18 protein-coding genes, 1 tRNA gene and 3 pseudogenes are annotated in these 17,813 nt (G+C 45.1%); 13 read left to right on the top strand and 9 right to left on the bottom strand.

The window, feature by feature from the left end; genetic code table 11:
• Positions 1-49 precede the first annotated feature (49 nt).
• From BLO31_RS00080 to rpsU, 6 genes are all read right to left on the bottom strand, one after another.
• Positions 50-125: transfer RNA gene (locus BLO31_RS00080), tRNA-Ile, on the bottom strand.
• A 142-nt stretch (positions 126-267) separates the two neighbouring features.
• Positions 268-2,127: an RNA polymerase sigma factor RpoD gene (rpoD, locus tag BLO31_RS00085; protein ID WP_070962218.1), complete on the bottom strand. Its 1,860-nt coding sequence runs from the start codon at positions 2,125-2,127 to the stop codon at positions 268-270.
• A 99-nt stretch (positions 2,128-2,226) separates the two neighbouring features.
• Complete coding sequence (locus BLO31_RS25070) at positions 2,227-2,400, bottom strand: hypothetical protein (protein WP_425425255.1); 174 nt, start codon at positions 2,398-2,400, stop codon at positions 2,227-2,229.
• Positions 2,401-2,420: 20 nt separating this feature from the next.
• Positions 2,421-3,989: a DNA primase gene (gene dnaG, locus BLO31_RS00090; protein WP_425425248.1), complete on the bottom strand. Its 1,569-nt coding sequence runs from the start codon at positions 3,987-3,989 to the stop codon at positions 2,421-2,423.
• Between the two features lie 94 nt (positions 3,990-4,083).
• A complete protein-coding gene (locus tag BLO31_RS00095; RefSeq protein ID WP_070962220.1) occupies positions 4,084-4,527 on the bottom strand; it encodes a GatB/YqeY domain-containing protein in 444 nt (147 codons plus the stop codon).
• Positions 4,528-4,554: 27 nt separating this feature from the next.
• Positions 4,555-4,770, bottom strand: a complete 216-nt coding sequence (rpsU, locus tag BLO31_RS00100) for a 30S ribosomal protein S21 (protein ID WP_001145625.1) — start codon at positions 4,768-4,770, stop codon at positions 4,555-4,557.
• A 336-nt stretch (positions 4,771-5,106) separates the two neighbouring features.
• Here rpsU and tsaD point away from each other — a divergent pair.
• Both tsaD and BLO31_RS00110 read left to right on the top strand, forming a co-directional pair.
• Positions 5,107-6,124 (top strand): annotated as a pseudogene (gene tsaD, locus BLO31_RS00105) (tRNA (adenosine(37)-N6)-threonylcarbamoyltransferase complex transferase subunit TsaD).
• A 128-nt stretch (positions 6,125-6,252) separates the two neighbouring features.
• Positions 6,253-7,068, top strand: coding sequence for an alpha/beta fold hydrolase (locus tag BLO31_RS00110; protein WP_070962222.1), 816 nt, complete (start codon positions 6,253-6,255; stop codon positions 7,066-7,068).
• A gap of 73 nt (positions 7,069-7,141) precedes the next feature.
• Here BLO31_RS00110 and BLO31_RS00115 read toward each other — a convergent pair whose 3' ends face one another.
• Entirely contained in the window at positions 7,142-7,756 is a 615-nt protein-coding gene (locus BLO31_RS00115; RefSeq protein ID WP_070962223.1) for a hypothetical protein, read from the bottom strand.
• A 258-nt stretch (positions 7,757-8,014) separates the two neighbouring features.
• The gene (gene plsY / locus BLO31_RS00120; protein ID WP_070962225.1) at positions 8,015-8,608 is read right to left on the bottom strand and encodes a glycerol-3-phosphate 1-O-acyltransferase PlsY; all 594 of its coding nucleotides are present in this window, start codon (positions 8,606-8,608) and stop codon (positions 8,015-8,017) included.
• A 169-nt stretch (positions 8,609-8,777) separates the two neighbouring features.
• Between plsY and folB the strand changes: the two genes are divergently transcribed.
• From folB to rpoS, 11 genes and pseudogenes are all read left to right on the top strand, one after another.
• A complete protein-coding gene (gene folB / locus BLO31_RS00125; RefSeq protein ID WP_070962227.1) occupies positions 8,778-9,131 on the top strand; it encodes a dihydroneopterin aldolase in 354 nt (117 codons plus the stop codon).
• The gene (folK, locus tag BLO31_RS00130; protein WP_070962229.1) at positions 9,128-9,616 is read left to right on the top strand and encodes a 2-amino-4-hydroxy-6-hydroxymethyldihydropteridine diphosphokinase; all 489 of its coding nucleotides are present in this window, start codon (positions 9,128-9,130) and stop codon (positions 9,614-9,616) included. The genes folB and folK overlap by 4 nt, the downstream gene beginning before the upstream one ends.
• 15 nt (positions 9,617-9,631) lie before the next feature.
• Positions 9,632-10,435, top strand: coding sequence for an undecaprenyl-diphosphate phosphatase (locus BLO31_RS00135; RefSeq protein ID WP_070962231.1), 804 nt, complete (start codon positions 9,632-9,634; stop codon positions 10,433-10,435).
• 125 nt (positions 10,436-10,560) lie between these two features.
• On the top strand, positions 10,561-10,845 hold the full coding sequence (ftsB, locus tag BLO31_RS00140) for a cell division protein FtsB (RefSeq protein WP_070962233.1): 285 nt from the start codon (positions 10,561-10,563) through the stop codon (positions 10,843-10,845).
• Positions 10,842-11,549: a 2-C-methyl-D-erythritol 4-phosphate cytidylyltransferase gene (gene ispD, locus BLO31_RS00145; RefSeq protein ID WP_070962235.1), complete on the top strand. Its 708-nt coding sequence runs from the start codon at positions 10,842-10,844 to the stop codon at positions 11,547-11,549. The genes ftsB and ispD overlap by 4 nt, the downstream gene beginning before the upstream one ends.
• The gene (gene ispF / locus BLO31_RS00150; protein WP_070962236.1) at positions 11,546-12,025 is read left to right on the top strand and encodes a 2-C-methyl-D-erythritol 2,4-cyclodiphosphate synthase; all 480 of its coding nucleotides are present in this window, start codon (positions 11,546-11,548) and stop codon (positions 12,023-12,025) included. Before ispD ends, ispF begins: the two co-directional genes overlap by 4 nt.
• Positions 12,026-12,039: 14 nt before the next feature.
• Positions 12,040-13,080, top strand: coding sequence for a tRNA pseudouridine(13) synthase TruD (gene truD / locus BLO31_RS00155; protein ID WP_070962238.1), 1,041 nt, complete (start codon positions 12,040-12,042; stop codon positions 13,078-13,080).
• A 1-nt stretch (position 13,081) separates the two neighbouring features.
• A pseudogene (gene surE / locus BLO31_RS00160) lies at positions 13,082-13,823 on the top strand (5'/3'-nucleotidase SurE).
• Positions 13,824-13,826: 3 nt separating this feature from the next.
• Positions 13,827-14,453, top strand: a complete 627-nt coding sequence (locus tag BLO31_RS00165; protein WP_070962240.1) for a protein-L-isoaspartate(D-aspartate) O-methyltransferase — start codon at positions 13,827-13,829, stop codon at positions 14,451-14,453.
• Position 14,454: 1 nt separating this feature from the next.
• The gene (locus BLO31_RS00170) at positions 14,455-15,345 is read left to right on the top strand and encodes a peptidoglycan DD-metalloendopeptidase family protein (RefSeq protein WP_070962241.1); all 891 of its coding nucleotides are present in this window, start codon (positions 14,455-14,457) and stop codon (positions 15,343-15,345) included.
• Between the two features lie 74 nt (positions 15,346-15,419).
• Complete coding sequence (gene rpoS / locus BLO31_RS00175; protein ID WP_070962242.1) at positions 15,420-16,406, top strand: RNA polymerase sigma factor RpoS; 987 nt, start codon at positions 15,420-15,422, stop codon at positions 16,404-16,406.
• Between the two features lie 62 nt (positions 16,407-16,468).
• Here the strand turns inward: rpoS and BLO31_RS00180 are convergent.
• Positions 16,469-17,739: pseudogene (locus tag BLO31_RS00180) on the bottom strand (HlyC/CorC family transporter).
• Between the last annotated feature and the right edge of the window lie 74 nt (positions 17,740-17,813).

Raw genomic sequence — 17,813 nt, forward strand, 5'->3', positions numbered from 1 at the left:
AGAGAACAAACAAAAAGCCCGTGGATTTCTCCACGGGCTTTTCTAAATGTGGTGGCCCCTCGCAGACTTGAACTGCGGACCAATCGATTATGAGTCGACTGCTCTAACCACTGAGCTAAGGGGCCAAGTTAGGTGAACGATTATAGGGGAAGGCCTAAGGCTGTCTAGCCACTAAATGGGGTATTTGCGCTTAGTTTTTATCCACTTAAATCATTGAGCAATAAAAAAGGTGAGCTTGTGCTCACCTTTTAGACTATTGAACCATGTTTACTCGTCTAGGAAGCTGCGCAGTGTTTCTGAGCGGCTAGGGTGACGAAGCTTGCGAAGTGCTTTTGCTTCGATCTGACGAATACGTTCACGAGTTACGTCGAACTGTTTGCCCACTTCTTCTAGAGTGTGGTCAGTGTTCATATCGATACCAAAACGCATGCGCAGTACTTTTGCTTCACGCGGTGTTAGACCTGCAAGTACGTCTCGAGTTGCACCCTTAAGGCTAGTAGACGTCGCTGAGTCTAGCGGTAGCTCAAGAGTGGTATCCTCGATAAAGTCACCTAGATGCGAATCTTCGTCGTCGCCGATTGGCGTCTCCATTGAGATTGGCTCTTTAGCGATTTTTAGTACCTTGCGGATCTTATCTTCTGGCATTTGCATACGCTCTGCCAACTCTTCCGGTAACGGCTCGCGACCCATCTCCTGAAGCATCTGACGAGAGATACGGTTCAGCTTGTTGATGGTTTCGATCATGTGTACTGGAATACGGATAGTACGCGCTTGGTCTGCAATTGAACGTGTGATTGCCTGACGGATCCACCATGTCGCATAAGTCGAGAACTTATAACCACGGCGGTATTCGAACTTGTCTACCGCTTTCATCAGACCGATGTTACCTTCCTGAATCAAATCTAGGAATTGTAGGCCACGGTTGGTGTATTTCTTCGCGATAGAAATAACCAGACGCAAGTTCGCTTCAACCATCTCTTTCTTAGCTCGGCGTGCTTTTGCTTCACCGATAGACATGCGACGGCTGATATCTTTGATATTTTGTACCGTTAGCGAAGTTTCTTCTTCAATGCTATTTAGCTTGATGATAGAACGACGAATATCGTCTTCGTAACGCTTAATCTTTTCCACGTATGGTTTGTCAGAAGCCATAACTTCATCTAACCAAGCTTCACTTGACTCGTTGCCTGTAAATAGCGTGATAAAAGATTTCTTAGGCATTTTGCCGTATTCAACGGTAGAACGCATGATTAGGCGTTCTTGAGTACGTACGCGCTCCATTGAGGTACGCATTTCATCTACTAGGTAGTCGAACTGCTTTGGAGTAAGACGGAACTCTTTGAATACTTCGATAACATTCGCGTGAGCAGCGTCGGCTTTTGTGCTTTCTGAACCGTGCTCGTTAACTGCCAACTGGAAGTTTTGGAAGGTGTTGCGCAGCGCTGTGAACTTCTCTAAAGCGAGTTCAGGATCGATACCTACATCTTCTTCATCGTCGTCATCGTCACTGTCTTCACTCTTCTCTTCTGCATCTTCAGCGTCTTCATCTTCAAGATCAGACTCTGCAAGCTCAGAACCGATGTGAGTGGCGGTTGGCGCCGCTGTTTCATCTGCATCAGGGTCGACAAAACCGGTGATTAAATCAGTCAAACGCAGCTCTTCAGCTTGAACTTTATCAAATTGCTCAAGGATGTACGGGATTGTGCCCGGGTATTCAGCAACTGCATTTTGAACTTGATTGATGCCGTCTTCGATTCGCTTAGCGATATCGATTTCACCCTCACGGGTAAGTAGCTCTACAGTACCCATTTCACGCATGTACATGCGAACTGGGTCGGTAGTACGGCCTATTTCGTTTTCTACACTGGAAAGCGCTGCTGCCGCAGCTTCTGCTGCATCTTCGTCCGTAATGGTATCGTCATCATTCAGAGCAAGATCATCTGCATCGGGTGCTGTTTCAACAACACGGATACCCATGTCATTGATCATCTGAATAATATCTTCAACCTGCTCTGAGTCGACGATTTCTGCCGGCAGGTGGTCGTTTACTTCTGCGTAGGTCAGATAGCCCTGCTCTTTGCCTTTAATAACAAGGAGTTTTAGCTGTGACTGCGGATTTTGATCCATAAGACGGTATCCAACTTAGTATCTGGTGAAGGAATTAGTATGCGAGTCGCAAACCATACATGTTAACAAATTAATTGATTGCTGACTATTCAAACAGGGTTACGCTTTTAAATCTAACATCAAGGCTAGCAGCTCCCTTTTCTCTTCGGTTGATAAACCGACGCTTCTCTCTTTGGCCTGCAGGCTATCAATTTGTTTTTCAACGCACTGGGCAAGTATTTTGTCCAATGAGTCTATAAAAAGTTCTTCTTCATTATCGTCATCAAGAGGGATTTCCCACCCCGCAAGACGAGCTAAAAGGCTTCATTACTGTCGCCACGCCAGTTCTCTAATAACTGACCCGTGTTTATATTGGGGTTGTGTTGGCAATAATCAAGCACCGCTAGTAACAAACTTAGCCCCGGAATTGTTAACTCTCTCACACTAGAAAGATCCGGTACCATTTGAGCATAGCTGGGATTTTGAATTAGCAAAGCGATAACCTCGCGCATTGGTGTGCGCTTTATCTCTTTATGAGGCTGAGGGCGATTCTCGCTTTTGTTTTCTTTTCGCACTAAAGCTTCTAACTGGCTGTCTTCCATCAAGCCGAGTCGCTTACCCAAAATGTCTCTAAGATAGACTCTAAGTGTTCCACCTGGCACTTTATCGATCAGTGGAACAGCCAGTGTTGCTAGCTTGGTCATCCCTTCTTTTGAGCTGATGTCAACCTGTTCCATCAATGAACGGAACATAAACTCAGACAAGGGCATTGCATTTTGTACTTCTTGCTCAAATGCTTCCTTGCCGTGTTGACGAATATAAGAGTCTGGATCTTCGCCGTCGGGTAAAAACATGAATTTGAGCTGACGACCATCTGTAAGATAGGGGAGAGCGTTTTCCATTGCTCTCCATGCGGCTTCTCGTCCTGCGCGGTCGCCGTCGTAACAGCAAACCACATTACTGGTTTGTCGAAATAGCACGTGCAAGTGGTCGCCCGTGGTAGAGGTACCGAGCGAAGCCACCGAGTAGTCGACCCCATATTGCGCAAGGGCAACCACATCCATGTAGCCTTCTACGACCAATACTTGTGGTGGTTCTCGATAGGCTTGTAGAACTTCGTAAAGGCCGTATAGCTCTTTACCTTTGTGGAAAATGGGTGTCTCAGGCGAGTTGAGGTACTTAGGTGTACCATCTCCCAATACGCGGCCACCAAAACCGATCACACGACCTCTGCGATCGTGAATAGGGAACATAACTCGCCCACGGAATCGGTCGTAGCGATTGCCATTGTCGTTTTCGACAAGCATGCCACCAGAGATCAACATTTCTTGATTCTGCTGACTTTGCCCAAAGTTTTTTCGAACGGAGTCCCACTCGTCCGGAACATAACCGATGCCAAATTTCTGGACGATTTCTCCAGATAGGCCGCGATCTTTTAAATAGCTGATTGCAGTTTTTCCCGCAGGCTGCTTAAGCTGATTGCGATAGAATTGGGAAATACTGCCCATCAAATCGTAAAGCGTGCGCTTTTGCTCGCTGTTGGCGGCAGGGCGGGAGGAAGAAAAACCTCCACCTCTTCGTTCTTCTCGCGGGACTTCTAGCCCTAAAGAAGAGGCCAGTTCTTCTATCGCTTCAACAAAATCGAGCCTTTCGTACTCCATCAAAAAGTCGATAGCATTACCGTGAACGCCACATCCAAAACAGTGATAAAACTGTTTTTCTTGGCTAACACTGAATGAAGGAGTTTTTTCGTTGTGGAATGGACAACAAGCGGAGTAGTTCTTGCCTTTTTTCTTAAGTTTTACACGTGCATCAATAATGTCGACAATGTCGAGTCGAGCTAGGAGATCATCAATAAAGCTACGTGGGATATGTCCTGCCATAAAACCTAACAAAGAAAGATGGAACAAAATTTAGATACAAACAAGCCGTGCGTTCCGAAGAATAGCACGGCTTGCTGCAATCAGGTTGAGTAATTTAAGCCAGTTTAGCGCGAACTAAACCACTCACTTTACCCATGTCTGCGCGCCCTTGAATTTGTGGTTTCAGCACACCCATCACTTTACCCATGTCTTGCATGCCCGCTGCGCCAGACTCAGTAATTGCACTCTCGACAAGAGCGGCAATTTCGTCTTCGCTAAGCGGTTGAGGCATAAAGTCCTCAAGTACAGCGATTTCAGCTTTTTCCACATCAGCTAAGTCTTGACGATTTGCTGATTCATATTGAGCTACAGAGTCGCGACGCTGTTTAACCAATTTAGTCAGCACGGCAAGAATGTCGTCGTCGCTCAGAGTTATCTGTTCGTCAACTTCACGTTGTTTAACGGCTGAAAGGGCTAAACGAATAGTGCCAAGGCGTACTTTGTCCTTGGCTTTCATCGCTACAATTTGCTCTTTTTTGAGTTGTTCAATAAGAGCCATAACTATAATCCTTTTTGGATCTAGCTATTAGTACAGGCGAACGCGACGAGCGTTTTCGCGAGCAAGCTTCTTAGCGTGACGCTTTTGAGCTGCTGCTTTAGCGCGTTTGCGAACGGTAGTTGGTTTCTCGTAGTGCTCACGACGACGCACTTCAGAAAGGATACCTGCTTTTTCGCAAGAGCGCTTGAAACGACGTAGAGCTACGTCGAACGGTTCGTTTTCACGTACTTTAACTACTGGCATATGCCTTTCACCTCAGGGGTTAATTCGTTAATGCTGGTAAATCTTGTTCCAAGCGTTAATGCTCGGTACTTAACCAGCTTGATCAAAAATGGTGCGGAATTTTAATCCGATCACAAGTGCTTTGTAAAGTGTTTTTCGGACTATCTCACCAAGTAAAGTTTTAACAACCTGTTCTTTCACAATGTTAGCGGATATTGAGAGTCGCTAGAGGTTCAGTATGACCGACAAAATTTGTTTGCAAAGACAAGGCGAGGTAAGATTGCGCCAAATTTTATTCAATTAGACTTTGTATAGTTATTACTACTATATAAGTTGAACGTAAACAGCGGAAACAAGATGCGCATTATTGGTATTGAAACTTCATGTGATGAGACAGGTATAGCGATTTATGACGATGAGAAAGGATTGCTTTCCCATCAGCTATACAGTCAGGTAAAGCTGCACGCTGATTACGGGGGAGTTGTTCCTGAACTAGCATCTCGCGATCATGTAAAAAAGACAATCCCACTAATTAAAGCCGCACTGGCGGACGCAACTTAACGCCTGCAGATATTGATGCATAGCCTATACGGCAGGCCCTGGTTTAGTTGGAGCGCTTTTGGTCGGTGCAACAATTGGTCGAAGCGTAGCGTATGCGTGGGGCGTACCGGCGATTCCAGTGCACCATATGGAAGGGCACCTTTTAGCACCAATGTTAGAAGATACGCCGCCTCCATTTCCGTTTGTCGCAGTATTGGTATCGGGCGGTCACTCTATGATGGTAGAAGTTCGTGGGATCGGAGAATACAAAATTCTGGGTGAATCTATTGATGACGCAGCTGGTGAAGCGTTTGATAAAACTGCTAAGTTGATGGGATTGGATTACCCCGGTGGTCCGCTTCTTTCTAAGTTGGCGGAAAAAGGTACGCCGGGTCGTTTTAAGTTCCCACGCCCTATGACGGATCGTCCAGGCTTGGACATGAGTTTCTCTGGCTTAAAAACATTCACGGCAAATACCATAGCGGCAAACGACGACGAAGAGCAAACTCGTGCAGATATCGCCTACGCGTTTGAAGAAGCCGTATGTGACACCTTGACGATAAAGTGTCGTCGAGCATTAGAGCAAACAGGCTTTAAGCGTATTGTTATTGCAGGCGGGGTCAGCGCCAATCGTCGATTAAGAGCATATTTAGAAAAGCTGGCGAACAAAATTGGTGGTGAGGTCTATTATCCTCGCACGGAATTTTGCACCGATAACGGCGCTATGATTGCCTATGCGGGGATGCAGCGTTTGAAAAATGGTGAAGTCGCTGATTTAACCGTCGAGGCTCGACCCAGATGGCCAATTGACCAACTCAACCCAGTGAATCAATAAATGATGCAAAGGCCACAACCGTGGCCTCTGTTATTTAAAGTAGCCTCTCACTCTTCTTTTCTCACACTGTTAATAGATTTATTATTGATATAGTGTGCAATCTCGTCCTTTATTTATTGGGTATCAGAATGAATCAATTTGCGGTCGATAGCCATCACATTGCCTATCAAGATATTGGGCAAGGTCCAGTATTGGTTTTGGGGCATAGCTTTTTATGGGACAGCCAAATGTGGGCACCCCAAATCGAAGTATTAAGTCAGCATTATCGCTGTATTGTTCCTGAGTTGTGGTCTCATGGTGCTTCAAGTCACGCGCCACAAGGGAAAAATAGCTTAAAGAATTACGCCCAAGCAATCTTGGAACTGATGGATCATTTGCAGGTTGAGACGTTTTCTATCATTGGCTTGTCAGTGGGCGGTATGTGGGGGGCTGAGCTCACATGCATGGCTCCAGAGAGAGTAAAATCGCTGGTGCTTATGGATACCTTTGTCGGTTTAGAACCAGAAGTGGCACACAACAAATACTTTGCCATGCTAGAAACTATCAGTGCGGCGCAAATGGTACCGATGCCTATTGTAGAAAACGTTGTACCGCTATTTTTTGCGCCAAAGACCATAGAGGCCAACCCTGTGTTTGTACAACGCTTTGCAAAAGAGTTGGCGGCTATCAGTGGTGAGCAAGCTGTAGAAGTAGCGAGAATCGGACGAATGGTATTCGGACGCCGCGACTTGATGGAAGAAGTGGAAAAGCTCGCGTTACCCGTGCTTATCGCGGCCGGACAGCAAGACAAACCGCGTCCAATGTTAGAGTCTTTTTTGATGCACGATGCCATTGCGGGCAGTCAGCTTGTGCAAATACCAGATGCCGGCCATATCGCTAATTTAGAACAGCCCGAGTTTGTGAATAAGATGCTGGTCGAATTTTTGTCTGGTCTTTACCAATAGAGTCGCTGTTGGTCAACGTATTATAGGTATAGGCGGCTATTGTGAGCCGCCTTTATTGAATCTGTATCAGTGCTTAATCTTCATCCCCTTCGCATAGCGAAACGAGCGGATATTTTTGACGTTTCATTTTCTTTGCACCAACCGATGGATCCATGGCTTTAATTTTTACGCCATTGAGTACAACACCGTCAACGGTGACTTCATTACCTTCATCGAGTTCAAACATTTCAAAGGCAGCATCTGATGCAATCACATCAATATCGACAATCTCCAAAGAGCCAGTACAGGTTGCACTGAGTGATATTCCATCATAACTTGGTGTGCCACATTCATAGGTGAGTTCGTTGGTTTGGTCCTCTTCTTCGTTGGCCATACTGACGCTAAATGACAACTCAAGTGGGTAATCGTCCAATTCGATAATGGGCAGTTCTTGGTCGTCAGTCACATCTACCAATACCGTTACGTCGGCATCCCCACCAAATTTAGTGAAAGGCAGATCGGCAAATTCATCTTCCGTATCCCAAACCCATAGCCACTCAACATCTACCGTGCTAACAAACTCTTCAGAGTCGACATCGCAGCTTACGGGTTCTATTTCAGCTAGGGCAGGTTTAGGCGGCTTGGCTTCTACATAGCTTGCGGTCAGGCACAGAGTGCTGATTGCAATAGAGAGAGTTGAAAGTTTCATAAGACCTCCTTATGTCGATGAAACATTCGCAAACCTCCGGTGAGGGAGGTTTGTCGCAAGACTCTTTCAATGTAGGAGTCACTAGTCGCTTTACAAGTAAGGTTGGTAGACGGAATTGAAATAACCCGACTAATCATTGCGATAAAATGATTATTTTGTCATTTACGAAAGGGGAGGTTAGGCCTAACCAGAAACTAGGGTGAAAGCTTGGTATTCAAAGTGATCTAATGGGTTGAATGAGAAACTTATGCAGTATGGTTATATGCGTTTTTCACCGATCTTGGGCTCTTCTCCCCCGACAAGGCGGCGAATGTTTTGGTGATGGCGAAAAATGATCAAACAACACAACATAGCGACGGGCAAAGTGTACTGAGGTTTGATCAGGTAAGTGTATAACGGAGCGAGTAATACTGAAACTAACGCAGCCAGTGATGAATAACGAAAGATAAAGGCAATGACCAACCAAGTGATCACTATCATGGCGGTAAGATCTAAACCGATCGGTGCGATCGCACCCAGAGCGGTAGCGACGCCTTTTCCGCCTTGGAAGTGGAAAAACAGCGGGTACATATGTCCAAGACAAGCGGCAATGGCCACGATACCAAGAATGATGGCATCAATACCCAAGAAGTAGCCGCCCCAAACGGGTATGGTTCCTTTTAACATGTCACACAAGAGCACCGATAGAGCCGCCTTTCGACCGCCGATGCGAAGAACGTTTGTCGCTCCGGGGTTATGGGATCCGGTTTCCCTTGGATCTGGCAGTTTTAGTAAGCGGCAGATAAGCACAGCACTAGATACCGACCCCAAAAGGTAGGCGAAAATAATAGTGGAGAGTGCTAGAGGTGTCATAGTTGCTCAACTCGTTGGAAACAGATGCCTGATCAGCAAGTAATTGGTATCATATCGCGATTGCTGTTTCCAAACTAGCATGAGTCAGGGAACGAAACGCGCATTTAAAAGATGATTTTAAGGCTTTACAGTCTGGTTGGGTATCCGACCTCTATAAGAAGAGAACACGATGGACAAAGTATTTATCGAGCAGCTAGAAGTAATCACCACGATTGGCGTGTACGACTGGGAGCAAGAAATTAAGCAAAAATTGGTGCTAGATATTGAAATGGCACACGATAATAAACCCGCGGGAAAAAGCGATGATGTGAAGGATGCGCTCGATTATTCGCGGGTGAGTTCTGCGGTATTAAACCATATCGAAAACGGTCGATTTTTATTGGTGGAACGAGTAGCAGAAGAGATCGCAGAAATTATCCAACAACAATTTTCAGTGCCTTGGGTTAAGATTCGCCTAGCCAAGCCCGGAGCTGTTCCCCAAGCCCAAAGCGTAGGTGTGGTTATTGAACGAGGTTCAATATGACCCTTGTTTATATTGGAGTCGGTTCCAATATTGAACGTCATAAACACATAGAGGTTGCAGTACAGGAGCTGAAAAAAATAGGCTCTGATATACGTTTGTCGACCATCTATGAATGCGAAGCAGTTGGTTTTGATAGCAAACCCTTTTTTAATCTCGTTATTGAGATGAAAACAAACCTAAATTTGACAGAACTTGCCAAGACACTTCGTAAAATAGAACTTGATTGGGGTAGGGAGCAAAATGCGAAAAAGTTTGCTCCTAGAACCTTAGATTTGGACATTATCCTCTTCGGTGATGAGGTCAATACAGATAAACCTCAGATACCGAGAAGTGACATTTACCAATACGCCTTTGTGATTCAGCCTTTATTAGAGTTGTGTGCAGAGAGGGTGATTCCAAATGATGAGCGCACGGTCGCTGAGATACATCAACAAGTAAACAACCTCGAAACCCTCAGTCCTGTCGGGCTTTGGTTCGACTATTGATGATACGAGTAAATAATGAGTTATATCGAAGCATTCCTTCTGGCATTAATTCAAGGTTTGACCGAATTTTTGCCAATTTCGAGCTCCGCACATTTAATTTTGCCATCCGCTGTATTGGGGTGGGAAGATCAAGGACTGGCCTTTGATGTCGCCGTCCATGTAGGCACCTTAGCCGCTGTCGTGATTTACTTTAGAAAAGAGGTGGTTTCGCTGTTAAACGCTTTTTTCGCTTCAATTTTTAAAGGAGAAAGAAGCAAAGAATCGCGATTGGCGTGGATGATAGTACTGGCGACTATCCCAGCTTGTATCTTTGGCCTATTGATGAAGGATATTATCGAGCTATATCTCCGCAGCGCTTGGGTTATTGCGGCAACCACGATTTTATTTGGTTTACTGCTTTGGTATGTCGATAAAAATGCCAGTTTGATTCACGATGAGTATCAAGCAACGTGGAAGAAATCGCTGTTTATCGGTGTTGCTCAGGCTTTGGCTATGATACCGGGAACATCGCGTTCGGGAGCGACGATTACCGCCGCGCTACATTTGGGATTTACCAGAGAAGCCGCAGCGCGTTTTTCATTTCTGATGTCTATTCCAATTATTATGTTAGCTGGTGGATATTTGGGACTAAAGCTAGTGACTAGTGGTGAACCAGTTCATATTGGCTTCTTGCTAACAGGTATTGTCACCTCCTTTTTCGCCGCTTATTTGTGTATACACTTATTCCTTAAGCTAATCTCGCGCATGGGAATGACGCCATTTGTCATTTATCGATTACTGCTGGGCTTTGGATTGATAGCCTTCTTGAGCTTCTCATAAAAAATAGATTAAACACCGAGCTTCTGGCTCGGTGTTTTGTATTCACAAGAGCCGCTTACTTGGGCATAAGACGTGAATATGGTATATATGTCTTCTTTCAATTTTCTCTCCTACTGATACGGGTTATGCGAATTTTTTCTTTAGCTTTACTGGTGTTATTTGGCTGGCTTCTGTTTACCTTGTGGTTTGGAAAAAACGGTGTACAGGACTATCAGTCCATATCGGCTGAGAACGAAGTTCAGCACCAAGTTAACGCTAGTCTTAAGCACAGAAACGACAAAATGTTTGCAGAGATAGACGACCTTAGACAAGGATTAGACGCAGTAGAAGAAAGAGCCCGCCATGAGTTAGGCATGATCAAACAAGGTGAAACATTTTACCGTTTGATCGGTGAGGAAGAGAATCAATGAGCCAAACACACTCTTTAGTTGCTGTTGTACCAGCTGCTGGAGTCGGCAGCCGTATGCAAGCGGATCGCCCTAAGCAATATTTATCAATTGATAACAAAACCGTATTAGAGCACACGGTCGATAAGTTGCTCAGTCACCCTGAAATAAAAAAAGTGATTGTTGCGGTCTCTGAAGGTGACCCTTTTTTCCCAACACTATCACTGGCCAATCACCCAGACGTCATTCGAGTGGCTGGCGGTCTTGAAAGAGCGGACTCCGTGCTGTCGGCATTAAATTATTTATCAGAAAAACAAGACTTTGAATGGGTACTGGTTCACGACGCTGCTCGTCCATGTGTAAAGTTGGAAAGCATTAACGAGTTGATTGAAACGGCCACGGGACATGAGGTCGGTGCCATTCTAGCAAGCCCTGTTAGAGACACCATGAAACGCTCAACTAAAGATGATCACATTGATCATACGGTCGAACGTTCCAACTTGTGGCATGCGCTCACTCCGCAAATGTTCAAGGTGAATCAATTAAAACGTTTGCTGGAAGAAGCGTTATTCAGCGGTATTAGTATTACAGACGAAGCTTCGGCGTTTGAATGGAAAGGAATGCATCCTGCCATCGTAAATGGTGAAGCAAGCAATATAAAAATTACCCAACCGGAAGACTTAGCATTAGCCGAGTTCTACCTGAAGAGAGAAAAGGAAACAGCATGATAAGAATCGGTCACGGTTTTGATGTCCACAAATTTGGCGGAGAAGGACCAGTCATAATTGGTGGTGTTGCTGTCCCGTATGAGCAAGGTCTGATTGCTCACTCTGATGGCGATGTTGCACTACATGCACTAACGGATGCTTTATTAGGAGCCATTGCGGCCGGAGATATTGGTAAACACTTCCCCGATACCGATGACAAGTGGAAGGGGGCCGATAGTCGAGAGCTTCTCAAAGAAGTGTATCGCCAAGTGAAAAAAGAGGGCTATCTGCTTGGCAATGCGGATGTCACCATTATTGCTCAAGCACCAAAAATGCGTCCATACATCGATGATATGCGAGCGGCGATTGCAGAAGATCTCGAAACTGATATTGGCAATATCAATGTTAAGGCAACCACGTCAGAGAGATTGGGTTTTACCGGACGAAAAGAAGGTATTGCTACAGAAGCCGTCGTATTATTAATGAAACAGGCCTAGTTGTTGGAATTACTATGTCAGATATTTTAGCGGACTTTGCCTATTTAAATGGCAAGCCAACAGAGACCGCACTGTTAAAAGCGCAACCCGATCATTTTCAGGTGACCGAAGATCTCGGTTTCGAATTTTCAGGTGAAGGTGAGCACTTAATGGTGCTGATACGCAAGACCGGTGAAAACACTAGCTTTGTCGCCAATGAGTTAGCCAAAGCATGTGGTGTTAAATCTCAAGCGGTAAGCTGGGCGGGTTTAAAAGATCGTCACGCGGTGACTGAACAGTGGCTCAGCGTTCACTTACCAGGAAATCAGACTCCAGACTTTACCGAGTTTCTAAAGCAGTATCCAAGCATTGAAATAGTAAAGACTCAGCGTCATAACAAAAAACTAAGACCGGGCGATTTGTCGGGTAACTTTTTCAAGCTGGTGCTGACACAAGTGAGTGATGCTAGCGCTCTCGTACCAAGATTTGAATCAATAAAGCAATTTGGCGTGCCCAACTACTTTGGTCAGCAGAGATTTGGACATCAAGGAAACAACCTTGATGAAGCGCGACGCTGGGGTAGAGAAAACGTGCGTACTCGCAATCAAAAAAAGCGCAGCATGTATCTTTCGACGGCTCGATCATGGATATTCAACCAGATCGTTTCTTCTCGCATTGAGTCCGATTTCTACCAACAGTTTGTCGAAGGGGATATCGCACTCGAAAGTGGAAAGACTCACCCAGTTGAGAGCCCAGAGCAGTGGAACGAAAAACTGAACGAGGGGCTGGTACAAATTACGGCGGCGTTAGCGGGAGATAACGCGCTACCTGTTACGGGGAAAGCGTTAGAGTTAGAGCAGCCTTTCCTAGACGCAGAACCGGATCTTATGGCATTGATTCGAGGAAACCGAATGCGTCACGAGAGGCGTCCGATCGCTCTTGTTCCACAACAGTTCGATTGGGAAATTGCAGAGCAGATGGTGACGATGACATTTTGGTTGCCAGCTGGACATTATGCGACTTCAATTGTGAGAGAACTGGTTGTAGCGACCGAAGCTGAGCGGAGTTATGGATAACATGAAAATACTCATCAGTAATGATGATGGTGTGAATGCCAAAGGCATTCGCACTTTGCAAAATACCTTTCACAAAAAGCCGAAGTGATCATTGTCGCACCAGATCGAAACCGCTCTGGTGCTTCTAACTCTTTGACCTTGGAGCAACCACTTCGAGTTGACGAGCTAGAAGCTAAGATTTATTCCGTTCAAGGAACGCCAACGGACTGTGTTCATTTTGCTCTAAATGAACTACTAAAGATGATTTGCCAGATTTGGTTATTACCGGCATCAACCACGGAGCCAATTTGGGCGATGATGTGCTGTATTCAGGAACGGTAGCGGCGGCAATGGAAGGACACTTCCTTGGCGTGCAGTCGGTCGCGTTTTCTCTTGTGGGTCATGAACACTTTGAGACCGCAGCGCAAATCGCGATTGAGCTCATTCAGCAGCATCAAGAAAAACCGATTCCAACAAACAGATTGCTAAATGTGAATGTGCCTGATGTGGCAATGGATGATCTCAAAGGCACTCAAGTTACCCGTTTAGGTGCTCGACATCACGCCGAAGAGATGATTAAGCAGAAAGATCCAAGAGGACATGATATTTATTGGCTTGGCCCTCCGGGTAAGCAGCAAGATGCTGGGCCGGGGACGGACTTCTACGCGGTAGAGCAAGGCTATGTATCTATAACACCTTTACAAGTGGATCTCACCGCACATGAATCGCTACAAAGTATAGATAATTGGTTAAAGGATAAGTAATCCATGTTCAATCCACATGCTGACAAATTGAAACAATTTCTTGTCACCAGTGGGATTAAAGATCCTAAGGTATTAGATGCGATCCATCGATTGCCAAGGGAGTCCTTTGTTTCTCAGGCAATGCAGCATCAAGCCTACGATAATAATGCTCTGCCAATTGGTCAGGGGCAGACGATATCTCAGCCTTACATTGTGGCAAAAATGACGGAGATTCTGGAACTTAGCTATAACAGCAAAGTCCTAGAGATAGGTACAGGGTCGGGATATCAAACCGCGGTACTGGCTCAACTAGTTAATCACGTCTACTCAGTGGAAAGGATCAAATCATTGCAATGGGATGCAAAAAGGCGACTAAAGCAGTTAGATATTTACAACGTATCAACGAAACACGGTGATGGTTGGCAAGGCTGGGCTTCCAAAGGTCCTTTTGACGCTATTATTGTTACCGCCGCCGCAGAATCTATACCTGAAGCCTTGATCAGTCAGCTGTCCGAAGGGGGTAAAATGGTTATTCCCGTCGGAGTCGAAGATCAACATCTGTTCAAGATAACTCGCACATCTAGTGGGTATGAATCGGAACCGATTGAATCGGTAAGATTTGTACCCTTGATCTCAGGTGATCTTGCCTAGTATGAATCGAAGTCTTTATTTAGTCCTAGTGGGGGTGTTTGCCAGTGTATTAGTAGGATGCGCTGCGCCTTTTCCTGCACCCGTAACAGGACTGAATAAAGATTATAGTCAGGTTTCTCGTGGCAGTTATCGAGGAAGTTTTTACCAAGTTAATACAGGCGATACTCTCTATTTTATATCGTATCTCACAGATAAAGATGTAAACGAGATTATTCGTTTCAATAACCTCACTCCCCCATACACCATATACCCAGGCCAAAAACTGAAACTTTGGCAGCCGGCATACAACCCCCCAGCCTATGCCGGAACAGGGTCGGGTAAAGTTGCTGCTGCTCCAGTTGTGGCAGCCGCTTCCGTTCCGAGTAAAAGCTCAGATCAAAGACTTAGTCAGAGTGGTGTAAAAAACAGCCAAAAAACGGTCAAAAAAGATCCTAAATCAAAGGTTGATCAATCGAAATCAAAGGAGTATGTTGGTTCTACTGGTAAACAAAATATTAACAAATCGACCAGTAAAAATAACAATAAAGTTTCGAAATGGTTATGGCCAACGAAAGGGAGAGTCATTAAAAACTTTTCTGCTGGGGACCAAGGGAATAAAGGGATAGACATCGCAGGAAAGCGAGGTCAGCCCGTCGTCTCTACAGCAGGTGGCACCGTTGTTTATTCGGGTAATGCACTGCGCGGTTACGGTAATCTTGTCATAATAAAACACAACGACAATTATCTCAGTGCTTATGCGCATAACGATAGGTTGCTAGTACACGAAGGACAAAGTGTAAAAGCAGGCCAAAAAATCGCAACAATGGGCAGTTCTGGAACGAATAGTGTTCGTTTGCACTTTGAAATTCGCTATCAGGGTAAGTCGGTTAATCCAAAACGCTACTTACCGTAAATTTACTTGCAATGAGTAAAACAGCGACATTAAACAAGTAGTAATGTCTTGCTAGCTCGCCAGGGGGAGGCGCTATGAGTATCAGCAATACAGCAACTAAAGTCGAAGAGTTCGAAGCCGGAAACATGGAAGGTTTTCAGAATGGATCTGGGCTTAACACTTCAACAACTAACGAAGCTTCTACAGAGCGCGACGATTTTGACGCGTCAACTAAAAGCTTAGATGCCACTCAACTCTATCTAGGAGAAATTGGTTTTTCACCACTTCTTACTGCAGAAGAAGAAGTTCTTTATGCTCGACGTGCTCTTCGTGGGGACGAAGCCGCTCGTAAACGCATGATTGAAAGTAACCTTCGTCTGGTAGTAAAAATCTCTCGCCGTTACAGCAATCGCGGTCTTGCGCTTTTAGATCTCATCGAAGAAGGCAACCTAGGATTGATTCGCGCGGTAGAGAAATTCGACCCAGAACGCGGATTCCGCTTTTCTACCTACGCTACGTGGTGGATTCGACAAACGATTGAACGTGCTTTGATGAACCAAACACGAACGATTCGCTTGCCAATTCACGTAGTGAAAGAACTCAATATTTATCTGCGTACTGCCCGTGAACTTTCACAAAAACTCGATCATGAACCAACAGCAGAAGAGATCGCACTTCAGTTGGACAAGCCGGTCGAAGATGTAAGCAAAATGCTCCGCCTCAATGAGCGTATTAGCTCTGTAGATACACCTATTGGTGGTGATGGTGAGAAAGCACTGCTTGATATCATTCCGGACATCAACAACTCAGATCCTGAAGTATCGACTCAAGATGAAGATATTAAATCTTCACTGATCCATTGGTTAGATGAGTTAAACCCAAAACAGAAAGAAGTCTTAGCTCGACGTTTTGGTTTACTGGGTTATGAACCTTCAACTCTAGAAGAAGTTGGGCGTGAGATTAACTTGACTCGTGAACGCGTTCGCCAGATTCAAGTGGAAGGTCTACGTCGTCTGCGCGAAATTCTAGTTAAACAAGGTTTGAATATGGAAAACTTGTTTAGTGTAGAAGACGAAGCATAATCCACTGAAAAGAAAAAAAACCTTGGCATTGCCAAGGTTTTTTGTGTCTGAATACATTCAGATTAGCTCGCTTTTACTGGCGGAAATACTCGAACCAGTTTAATTCTGTTCTCTTCCAACTCGACTATCTCCATTGGGTGCCCCTCAACTTGAACACTTAAGTGACTTTCAGGAATGTCTTCCAAGTGCTCTAGAATTAGACCATTCAACGTTCTTGGGCCGTCTGTTGGCAGACTCCATTTCAGGCCTTTGTTGATGTCGCGAATGTTGGCGCTGCTTCTATCAAGAAGCTGCCATCGTTTTGTGGAGAAATTTCTTCCGACAAACTCGGTGCAATAGAAGTTGTAAACTCACCAACGATCTCTTCGAGAATATCTTCTAATGTAATTAGACCAATAATATCGCCGTACTCGTCAACAATAAGGCCAATTCGTTCTTTATTGCGTTGGAATTTAAGCAGTTGAACGTTAAGAGGAGTGCCTTCCGGAATAAAGTAAACTTCGTCAGCAGCTCGCAAAAGAGTTTCCTTGGTGAACTCGTTCTTCTCCAACATCAGACGATAGGATTCGCGTAGGCGAAGCATGCCGACAACTTCATCGATTTGGTCCCGATAAAGGACGATACGGCCATGCGGAGAGTGAGTTAGCTGTCGAGAAATGGACTTCCAATCGTCATTGATATCGATACCAGTGATCTCATTTCTTGGTACCATAATATCGTTTACCGTGACGTGTTCGAGATCGAGAATAGAGATCAACATATCTTGGTGGCGACGTGGAATAAGCCCGCCAGCTTCATTAACCACGGTTCTAAGCTCATCTGAGCTAAGGTGATCTTCATCCCCGTGCCCCGCTTTGATCCCCAGAATACGAATAAAGCCGTTGGTAATAAAGTTAACAAAAACAACCAGAGGTGACAGCACCTTCATTAATACTGTAAGTACCACACTACTTGCGTAGGAAACGCGTTCAGGGTAGAGGGCTGCCAGAGTTTTAGGAGTCACTTCTGCAAAGACCAGAATAACCATGGTCAGCGCACCTGTTGCAATAGCAACACCTAGGTCACCGTATAGGCGCATACCTAAAATAGTGGCAATAGCCGAGGCTAGTATATTGACCAAATTGTTACCGATAAGGATCAACCCAATAAGGCGATCAGGGCGAGAAAGCAGGTTTTCAACGCGCTTTGCCCCTTTATGACCAGTATTCGCTAGGTGTTTAAGACGATAGCGGTTGAGCGCCATCATTCCGGTTTCCGATCCGGAGAAGTATCCTGAAATGACAATGAGACACGCGAGTAGCGCAAATAAGATACCCGTTGATATGTCGTCCAAAGCTTATCTTTTCCTTATTGAGTTCTGGTTAATTTATGACCTAACTAGCGAGGGAAGTCAATGAAACCCCGTAG

Source organism: Vibrio sonorensis, from assembly GCF_001854765.1.
GTDB classification, from domain to species: domain Bacteria; phylum Pseudomonadota; class Gammaproteobacteria; order Enterobacterales; family Vibrionaceae; genus Vibrio; species Vibrio sonorensis.

Excerpts from the sequence above, each read along its gene's own strand:
- rpsU (WP_001145625.1), bottom strand. The coding sequence starts at position 4,770 with ATGCCAGTAGTTAAAGTACGTGAAAACGAACCGTTCGACGTAGCTCTA.
- truD (WP_070962238.1), top strand. The coding sequence starts at position 12,040 with ATGTCAGATATTTTAGCGGACTTTGCCTATTTAAATGGCAAGCCAACA.
- BLO31_RS00110 (WP_070962222.1), top strand. The coding sequence starts at position 6,253 with ATGAATCAATTTGCGGTCGATAGCCATCACATTGCCTATCAAGATATT.
- folK (WP_070962229.1), top strand. The coding sequence starts at position 9,128 with ATGACCCTTGTTTATATTGGAGTCGGTTCCAATATTGAACGTCATAAA.
- BLO31_RS00115 (WP_070962223.1), bottom strand. The coding sequence starts at position 7,756 with ATGAAACTTTCAACTCTCTCTATTGCAATCAGCACTCTGTGCCTGACC.
- ftsB (WP_070962233.1), top strand. The coding sequence starts at position 10,561 with ATGCGAATTTTTTCTTTAGCTTTACTGGTGTTATTTGGCTGGCTTCTG.
- ispF (WP_070962236.1), top strand. The coding sequence starts at position 11,546 with ATGATAAGAATCGGTCACGGTTTTGATGTCCACAAATTTGGCGGAGAA.
- rpoS (WP_070962242.1), top strand. The coding sequence starts at position 15,420 with ATGAGTATCAGCAATACAGCAACTAAAGTCGAAGAGTTCGAAGCCGGA.
- rpoD (WP_070962218.1), bottom strand. The coding sequence starts at position 2,127 with ATGGATCAAAATCCGCAGTCACAGCTAAAACTCCTTGTTATTAAAGGC.
- dnaG (WP_425425248.1), bottom strand. The coding sequence starts at position 3,989 with ATGGCAGGACATATCCCACGTAGCTTTATTGATGATCTCCTAGCTCGA.
- BLO31_RS00165 (WP_070962240.1), top strand. The coding sequence starts at position 13,827 with ATGTTCAATCCACATGCTGACAAATTGAAACAATTTCTTGTCACCAGT.
- folB (WP_070962227.1), top strand. The coding sequence starts at position 8,778 with ATGGACAAAGTATTTATCGAGCAGCTAGAAGTAATCACCACGATTGGC.
- BLO31_RS00170 (WP_070962241.1), top strand. The coding sequence starts at position 14,455 with ATGAATCGAAGTCTTTATTTAGTCCTAGTGGGGGTGTTTGCCAGTGTA.
- BLO31_RS00135 (WP_070962231.1), top strand. The coding sequence starts at position 9,632 with ATGAGTTATATCGAAGCATTCCTTCTGGCATTAATTCAAGGTTTGACC.
- BLO31_RS00095 (WP_070962220.1), bottom strand. The coding sequence starts at position 4,527 with ATGGCTCTTATTGAACAACTCAAAAAAGAGCAAATTGTAGCGATGAAA.
- ispD (WP_070962235.1), top strand. The coding sequence starts at position 10,842 with ATGAGCCAAACACACTCTTTAGTTGCTGTTGTACCAGCTGCTGGAGTC.
- plsY (WP_070962225.1), bottom strand. The coding sequence starts at position 8,608 with ATGACACCTCTAGCACTCTCCACTATTATTTTCGCCTACCTTTTGGGG.